The organism is Acinetobacter sp. YH12137 (assembly GCF_013418535.1).
Classification (GTDB): Bacteria; Pseudomonadota; Gammaproteobacteria; order Pseudomonadales; family Moraxellaceae; genus Acinetobacter.
Window position 1 is genome coordinate 1 of record NZ_VPBW01000062.1, and the last position, 7,967, is coordinate 7,967.

6 protein-coding genes are annotated in these 7,967 nt (G+C 44.5%); 3 read left to right on the forward strand and 3 right to left on the reverse strand.

What is annotated here, in order from left to right:
• Positions 1-188: 188 nt before the first annotated feature.
• From hslO to FTU72_RS15670, 3 genes are all read right to left on the reverse strand, one after another.
• Positions 189-1,064: an Hsp33 family molecular chaperone HslO gene (hslO, locus tag FTU72_RS15660; RefSeq protein WP_180053100.1), complete on the reverse strand. Its 876-nt coding sequence runs from the start codon at positions 1,062-1,064 to the stop codon at positions 189-191.
• 50 nt (positions 1,065-1,114) lie between these two features.
• A complete protein-coding gene (locus tag FTU72_RS15665; protein WP_180053099.1) occupies positions 1,115-2,971 on the reverse strand; it encodes a cation:proton antiporter in 1,857 nt (618 codons plus the stop codon).
• A 73-nt stretch (positions 2,972-3,044) separates the two neighbouring features.
• Complete coding sequence (locus FTU72_RS15670) at positions 3,045-5,267, reverse strand: primosomal protein N' (RefSeq protein WP_180018224.1); 2,223 nt, start codon at positions 5,265-5,267, stop codon at positions 3,045-3,047.
• 149 nt (positions 5,268-5,416) lie between these two features.
• On the opposite strand from FTU72_RS15670, the gene gspF reads away from it, so the two are divergent.
• From gspF to FTU72_RS15685, 3 genes are all read left to right on the forward strand, one after another.
• Complete coding sequence (gspF, locus tag FTU72_RS15675; protein WP_034705070.1) at positions 5,417-6,622, forward strand: type II secretion system inner membrane protein GspF; 1,206 nt, start codon at positions 5,417-5,419, stop codon at positions 6,620-6,622.
• Between the two features lie 70 nt (positions 6,623-6,692).
• Complete coding sequence (gene gspG / locus FTU72_RS15680; RefSeq protein WP_005232473.1) at positions 6,693-7,190, forward strand: type II secretion system major pseudopilin GspG; 498 nt, start codon at positions 6,693-6,695, stop codon at positions 7,188-7,190.
• 284 nt (positions 7,191-7,474) lie between these two features.
• Complete coding sequence (locus FTU72_RS15685; protein ID WP_034705833.1) at positions 7,475-7,810, forward strand: hypothetical protein; 336 nt, start codon at positions 7,475-7,477, stop codon at positions 7,808-7,810.
• The last annotated feature ends 157 nt before the right edge of the window (positions 7,811-7,967 follow it).

A 7,967-nucleotide genomic window follows, 5' to 3' on the forward strand; every position in this document is an offset into this window, starting at 1 on the left:
ACTTCATGTACAACCATCATTTTAAAGGCGAAGCTATAATCACGTTGTGTGCGTTTAACTCGTTGTTCTTGTGCATGTTCCATAAAATAAGTCTCTTAAGGTGTAAACTTATTTCAGGACGGGACAAAATATAAAATGAAAAAAGCACTCAATATTGAGTGCTTTTTTGAGTCGAGCAGGGGCGGTTATTAACTGAGGTGTTCACCAAACAGGCTCAAAGCTTCTTCAGCCGTAAAAATATAACGGCTATTACAGAACTGACAGTCCATCTCAATTGGATTCTGGAATTCTAAAGTTTCACGAACCGATTCTACACCAATCTGCTGTAAGGCAATCGCACAACGTTCTTTAGAACAGGTACAGCCAAACTGCAAATATTCTACTTCTGGTAAGCGCACTTCTTCTTCGTTATATAAACGATAGAGAATTTCATTGGCCTCCAGAGTGACCAGTTCTTCTGTTTTTAATGTTTCAGTCAGCATGGTCAGACGTGGCCATAAGTCTTCATCGACACGGCGTTGTTCTTCTTCACTGTTACGCGGTAGCAATTGAATCAGCAAACCACCTGCACGATTGTTATCACTGGCCAGCACGATACGTGTCGGAATCTGGGCAGACAGGTCATAATATTGCATCAGACAGCCAGCCAGATTTTCCTGATCAAGCGGAACAATACCTTGATAACGTTCACCAAATTCAGGCTCGATATTGATAAACAGCACTGGATTAGTCAGTGATTTTAAAACTGTGCTGCTATCTTCTGCTGCCTGAAAGTGTGGATCTTCTTCGTAATCCGCCAGTGCACGTACTTCACCGCGATGGTTACATTCAGCCATTGCCCATTTAAATGTGCCTGAAGCCTGAATTTGTAGGCTGATACGCCCTTTAATTTTCAGGGTGCTGGCCAATAGTGCAGTGGCGCTCAGCATTTCACCTAACAGGATTTTTACTGCAGGCGCATAGTCACGCTGGGCCAAAATTGTTTGTAAAGCTTCTTCAAGATGCACCACTTCACCACGAACAGGGCTATCTTCAATAAAAAAGCGTTGGCGTAAATCAGACATAAAATTCTCCATAACCCTGCTTTAATGGTGGCATTATTGTAAAACACAAGTTATGCCAGATCATCTCTTATGGCATCAATTCCTGAAGCGTTGTTGTCCTGTTGCGTGTCCGTATCCTGTTCTGGTGCTTTTTTTAGCTGATCCTTAGCAAGAAGATGCTCCAGTTCTGCCAGTGTATTCCTTGAGCCTGCGAAATTAAACGGACTCTCCGTATCCAGATGAAATTGACTATTGAGCAGGTTTTCATCGTGAGTATGAAACTCATGGATCTTTTGTTGCGCCTGTTCTTCAGACAACCCACTCAGCTGACCTAGCAGACACTGACTTAGTTCTAGTGCAGAAGCATAGGTTTCTCGCCAGATTCGTTCCACGCCCAGCTCCTGAAGTAAATGGACATGATGCCGGTCACGTGCCCGTACCCATAAAGACATATCAGGATAATTTAATCGCAGATGTCGGATGGTCAGCAGTGAATCTTCAATATCATCAATGGCGACAATCACATGCTGAACCGTATCCAGATGTGCCTGAGCTAAAGCCTCTGGCTCAGTCGCATTGGCCTGATAGAAGGTAATACCGTAAGAGGTCAGCAATTCAGTTGCTTCGATATTGCTGTCCATCACACTGAATTTTTGCTGCTGTTGCAGCAAAATACGGGCAATGATCTGGCCAAAACGGCCAAAACCGATTAATAAAATTGGTGAGGTATTTGGTGGAAGGCTTTCAATGTCAAAGGTCGCTGCCAAATGATTTTGCTGATCCAGTCGTGGCAGAATCTGGTTATGCAATAACCAATAAAGTGCCGGTGTGAGTAGCATGGATATACTTGCCATCCACATTAATGGGGAGAGCAGGGTGGGAGTAATGATCTGCTGCGAAAGTGCAATGATGAGTGCCAGAAAAGCGAACTCACCACTTTGTGCCACACTGGCAGCCAGTAGCGTACTGTTGCGCCAGCTATGCTGATAATAACGTGCCAATCCTAAGGTAATCACAAATTTAATCAGGATCAGCGAAAGTGTTCCGGCAATAATCAATACGGGTTGAGTCAGTACATCGGCAAACTGCAATGACATGCCCAGACTGATAAAAGCCAACCCAATCAATAAACCGCTAAAAGGCTGCAGACTCTTTTCAATCGAAATCCGGAAATCAGAATCTGCCAGTAACATACCGGAAAATAATGCTGCCAGGTACAGATTCAGTCCCAGCGTATCCATCAGGACTAGTAAGCCCAGGAAAATGACAATAGCAATAATGCTATGCAATTCATGACGACCACTTTTGGCAATCCAGCGATAAAGCGGCTGCATGAAATAGCGGTTACATAGAAATAAGCCAGTAAAGGTAGCCATCATGGCAGCAAAATAAGCTATGCCATGTTCTGTTGAACTGACGCCTGCAAAGAGCGGAATTGCTGCAATGACAGGAATTGCAATCAGTGCATGAATCAGAGTGTTGGCATAAGCGGATTGACCATAACTGGTCGCCAGTTGTTGCTGATTGTTTAAAAACTGCGTGACCAACGTCATGGCAGAGAGGCTGCCTGCCATTCCGATAACAATACTGGAAACCAGATTCTGATCGAGAAAGAACCAGGCCAGCAGGCCAAAAATCAGGGTCGTGCTCAGTACCTGTAAAATGGCCATAAACCACAGGGATTGTCTAAGCTGAAGAATTCGTTGTGGTCTGAGTTGTAGGCCAATCCAGAACATTAGGGCCAACAGGCTGATTTGAATAAAAGTCTGCATCACCTCAGGCGCAGAGATCAGCGCTAAGGCACTCGACCCAATGATTAAACCTGTCAGTAAATAGCCCAGCACTGTTGGCAGTCTGAGTTTATGGCTCAGTGGCACCATGAACAGTGCAATCGCCAGAACCAGCGCTATTTGTAACAGTATCGACATTTTTCCGCCTTAAATTTTATTTTCATCCAGTCTTAAAGTTGAGCCTTTATCAAATGAAGATGGTCTCAATATTTTAGCTGAGTTCTTGTGGATCGATATCCAGTGTCAGCTTCATATTGGATGGCTTATCCTGTAACAGGTTTTGCCACCAGCTACGGACATAATAATGCAAACGGGCACGGTCTGCGGACAATAGCACCATATGGGATTGATAGCGTCCGGCTTTGCGTTCCATCGGGGCAGGAATGGGACCCCAGATGTCCAGCACCAGATCGGGATATTGCCTGAGCAGGGCAGCATGTTTCTGTAAGAATTCGGTATTTTGTGCCTGATCTTTGGATTCACAGCGAATCAGCACGGCATAACGAAAAGGAGGCATCTGGGCGATTTGCCGTTCGGTCAAAGTCTGCTTGGCAAAAGCGCGGTAATTTTCAGTGACTAAGGTATTCAGCAGCGCATGATCAGGTCTTAGGGTCTGTAAATATACATCCCCTTTATGTTCCCCACGTCCTGCACGACCTGCGACCTGTACGATCAATTGTGCTGTACGTTCTGTGGCCCGGAAATCGACGCTAAGAAGACCAGAATCGATATCCAAAATTGCAACCAGCGTGACATAAGGAAAATGATGGCCTTTGGCCAGCATCTGGGTACCGAGCAGAATCGCAGGCTCACTTTTCTGAATCTTGTCATAGATTTTCTGCCAGCTGCCAACCCGGCTGGTTGAGTCGCGATCGACCCGGATCACTTCAAAATCTGGAAAAAGCTCATTCAGATGTTCTTCAACTTTTCCAGTCCCCATGCCTAAAGTAGCCAACTCCTGATGCTGGCATTGCGGGCATTGTTCAGGCATACGATGAATGGTGCCACAGTGATGACAATGCAGATGCTGATAAGGTTGCCGATGCACAGTGAAATTGGCATCACAGTTCGGACACTGCGCCTGCCAACCACAACTGCCACAGATCAATACGGGTGCATAACCACGACGATTCAGAAAAATGAGCACCTGTTCTTTTTTGGCCAGGCGTTTTTTGATTTCTTCAATCAGATGCAGGCTGATGCCATGCTGCTTTGGTGCCACTTTTAAATCCAGAATATGGATTTTTGGCATTAGTGCTGTACCCGCGCGTTGATTCAGTTCCAGCACCTGCATTTTGCCTTGCTGCACCAGCGCATAGCTGTCAATGCTGGGGGTGGCCGAACCCAAGAGGACTGGACATTGCTGTAAATGTCCCCGGTACAATGCCACATCACGGGCATGATAGCGAAAGCCTTCCTGCTGTTTAAAAGACAGGTCATGCTCTTCATCCAGAATGATCAAACCCAGATTCGGCATCGGTGTATAGATCGCAGAACGGGTGCCAAGCACAATGGACGCTTTACCGGTTTCAGCGGCTTGCCAGGCTTGTAAGCGTTTACTGTCATTCAGGCCAGAGTGAAGCAGGGCAATATGACAATGGAAACGGGACTGAAAGCGGCTAATGGTTTGTGGCGTCAGTCCGATTTCAGGTACTAGTACCAGTACCTGCTTGCCCTGTTTAAGTACTTGTTCCATGATCTGAAGATAGACTTCAGTTTTGCCACTGCCAGTCAGGCCATCAAGTAAAAAGGCCTGATATTGCTTGCGGTATTTCAGTACTTGCTGAATCGCATGCTTTTGTTCTGGATTGGCTGTTAATGGCATCTGGGCCAGTTGTACAGGTTGCGGGCTAAAATCCTGTGCTTCCAGGACACATTCGCAAATCCCTTTTTTTTCGAGCGCTTTTAAAGTCGCAGTTTCAATTCCGGCCAGATTTAAGAGATTCTCAGTTGTTCCCACCGGATGCAGTTTTAGAATCCGATAAGCTTCCTGTTGCCTCTCGGAACGCCGAACTTTGGCTTCAGCTTCATGATCCAGCAATTTCCAGTTTCGGGCCAGCAGGTTATAAGGTTTGCCCTGACGCAATAAAGTCGGTAAGGCAGTCTGGATCACTTCCCCGATAGGAAACTGGTAATACTGTGCTGACCAGGTCAATACACTTAAAACCTGGGAATTGATAATGGCACGGTCATCTAAAAGCTCGGTAATCGCTTTCAGTTTGAAACTGGGATCAATCGGAGCATCTAGCGGTAATTTTTCAGTAATCACGCCGACCAGATTTTGCCGGCCAAAAGAAACCGCGACTCGGGCACCCACTTCTGCCTGCTGATATTGTTCCTGACTCAAGCTATAGTCAAAACAGTCAAACAGATGCACCGGCACTGCAACACGAACACGATAAATAGGGGCAGTAACGGGAACAGAATTTGGCATAGTAACAGAGTGGGTCCTGATGAAATTTCGTCGTGCTCAAAGTTCAGTTATGTTAGAGTGAGCAGATAATTTATATTGAAGAATATGAATGATTTTGATGGTCTGACGCAACAGCGTTAAGCAAAATTTTGGAAAATTAGAGCATTACAATGCCTGCATATCAGTTTACTGCGCTTGACGCTTCAGGGAAGCAGCAAAAAGGCGTGCTTGAGGGGGATTCAGCACGACAAATCCGGCAACAGCTTCGGGATCAGGCGCTAATTCCGGTCTCTGTAGATCCGGTTGAGAAAAAAGACCAGCACTACCGTCGCAAATGGTTTGAAAAAAGCATTACTGCTTATGATTTGGCTCTTATGACCCGACAACTCTCGGTACTGGTCGCTGCCGCAATTCCGCTGGAAGAAGCTATTCGCGCCGTTGGCAAGCAGAGCGAAAAAGTTCATGTGCAAAATCTGCTGATGTCAGTACGTTCTAAAGTGCTGGAAGGACATAGCTTGGCTCAGGCGCTACAACAGTCTGGACGTTTTCCAGAGCTGTATATTGCCACCATTGCGGCTGGTGAACGTTCTGGTCACTTGGACCTGATCTTGGATCAGTTAGCTGACTATACCGAAAATCGTTTTGCTATGCAGAAAAAGATTCAAGGGGCGATGATCTATCCGATTATTTTGCTCTTGATGTCTTTTGCAATTGTGATGGGTCTGATGACCTATGTAGTACCGGATATCGTCAAGACCTTTGATCAAAGTAAAGATGCCTTGCCTTGGATTACAGTGACTTTAATGAAAGCCAGCGATTTTATCCGGATCGCGTGGCCATTTTTATTGATAGGGAGTGCGGTAGGTATTTTTCTTCTGGTACGGTTTTTAAGAACGACCGCTGGGCATTATGCTTTTGATCGTCTAACTCTGAAACTACCTTTATTCGGAAAATTATCACGCGGTATTAATGCTGCCCGTTTTGCCAGTACTCTATCGATTCTGACCCAGTCCGGTGTACCTTTGGTAGATGCCTTACGCATTGGAGCGGCGGTAAGTAATAACTGGGTGATCCGGGATTCGGTTAATCTGGCTGCTGAAAAAGTGACTGAAGGCGGGAACCTGGCTACCCAGTTGGAACGTAGTGGTTATTTCCCCCCGATGATGGTACAAATGATCAAAAGTGGTGAAGCCTCGGGGGAGCTGGATCGTATGCTGGAACGGGCATCGACCATGCAGGATCGGGAAGTGACCACGCTGATTTCGACATTACTCGCACTTCTAGAGCCGCTGATGCTGGTACTCATGGCCAGTATTGTGCTGGTAATTGTGATCGCAGTGATGCTGCCAATCGTCAATATGAATAATATGATTTAAATAACATGTGTAACGTCTACAAAGAATTGAAAGTGCCTGAAACTTTCTAAAGATGAATGAGAGATATTGAATGAAAAGGAATCCAAATCAAGCCATAGACCCTTCAACTACAGCTGTTGAACCTACCGTACGTGTGAGCCAGTTACGTGCACATCGTGCCTCAGGTTTTACCCTGATTGAAGTAATGGTGGTTATTGTTATTCTCGGTGTGCTTGCGGCCCTAATTGTTCCAAATGTAATGGGACGCGGTGAAAAGGCTAAAGTGGATACCACAGTCATCAAATTGCAAAGTATTGCGGGTTCACTGGATCAATATAAGCTGGACAATGGCAAATATCCAAGCATGCAGGAAGGTGGTCTGGATGCGCTGGTAAATCAGCCGGCAACAGCGAAGAACTGGCTCCCAGGCGGCTATGTGAAAGGTGGTTATCCAAAAGACAGCTGGGATAATGACCTGCAATACGTGATTCCGGGAACTAACGGCCGTGCCTTCGACTTGTATTCTTTTGGTGCTGATGGACAGGCGGGTGGCGAAGGAACTGATGCTGATATTTATTACCAACCTTAACTGATAATTATTATAAATTAGTAGGTTATTGAATATATCACTTCACTTGATTGATTGTTTCAATATTGGGTGAAGTGATAATAACTCTCAATCATAAAATATAATATAAATAACTGAATTTAATGCTATTACTATAATATTGATGATTTGATAGTTATAATAAGAATTATTCCCATATTTATCTATTACAATTATCGTAAAATGTGAATAAATATAGACTTTCTATTTACAAAAAATAGCTCATAATATTCTTAATGGCCCTTTTTTAGCCAAAGGAGAATGGTATGAAAGCATTAATATTGTCGGATGAAATAAACCAGTTTCATTGGTCGATGCTGAAATCTGTTCTTTTGGTTTTAAGCATTCTTCCAGCCAGCCAAGGAATTTTGCATTTATGGCAGACCACTGAAGGCAGCAGCCAGATTATGGTGGGTTTCTTTGCCATTAGCATGATGAGTACCTTATTCGTACTATGCTTCTGGTCAGCATTAAAAGCATCTGTCGTGCAGTTTAAACAAGAACAGGCTTCTGCATTTGAAAACGGTATTGTACAGATCTATCGTTATATTCCAATGTTGTCACTGGCGAGCATGTTATCTTATCTGGTGATCCAGTTTTAATAACATATAGATAAAAAACGAGGCATGAACCTCACTGCTGTCCCATAGTTTGCTTTAAATAAAAAAACCTGAGTCCTAACAGTTAAAATATGAGTGCAAACAAACACTTTAACGACCAGGATTCAGGTTTTGTCACATCAGAATACCGTATTTCATG

Bases quoted from the DNA above. Each gene is read 5' to 3' on its own strand.
- hslO (WP_180053100.1), bottom strand. From the start codon at position 1,064: ATGTCTGATTTACGCCAACGCTTTTTTATTGAAGATAGCCCTGTTCGT.
- FTU72_RS15665 (WP_180053099.1), bottom strand. From the start codon at position 2,971: ATGTCGATACTGTTACAAATAGCGCTGGTTCTGGCGATTGCACTGTTC.
- FTU72_RS15670 (WP_180018224.1), bottom strand. From the start codon at position 5,267: ATGCCAAATTCTGTTCCCGTTACTGCCCCTATTTATCGTGTTCGTGTT.
- gspF (WP_034705070.1), top strand. From the start codon at position 5,417: ATGCCTGCATATCAGTTTACTGCGCTTGACGCTTCAGGGAAGCAGCAA.
- gspG (WP_005232473.1), top strand. From the start codon at position 6,693: ATGAAAAGGAATCCAAATCAAGCCATAGACCCTTCAACTACAGCTGTT.
- FTU72_RS15685 (WP_034705833.1), top strand. From the start codon at position 7,475: ATGAAAGCATTAATATTGTCGGATGAAATAAACCAGTTTCATTGGTCG.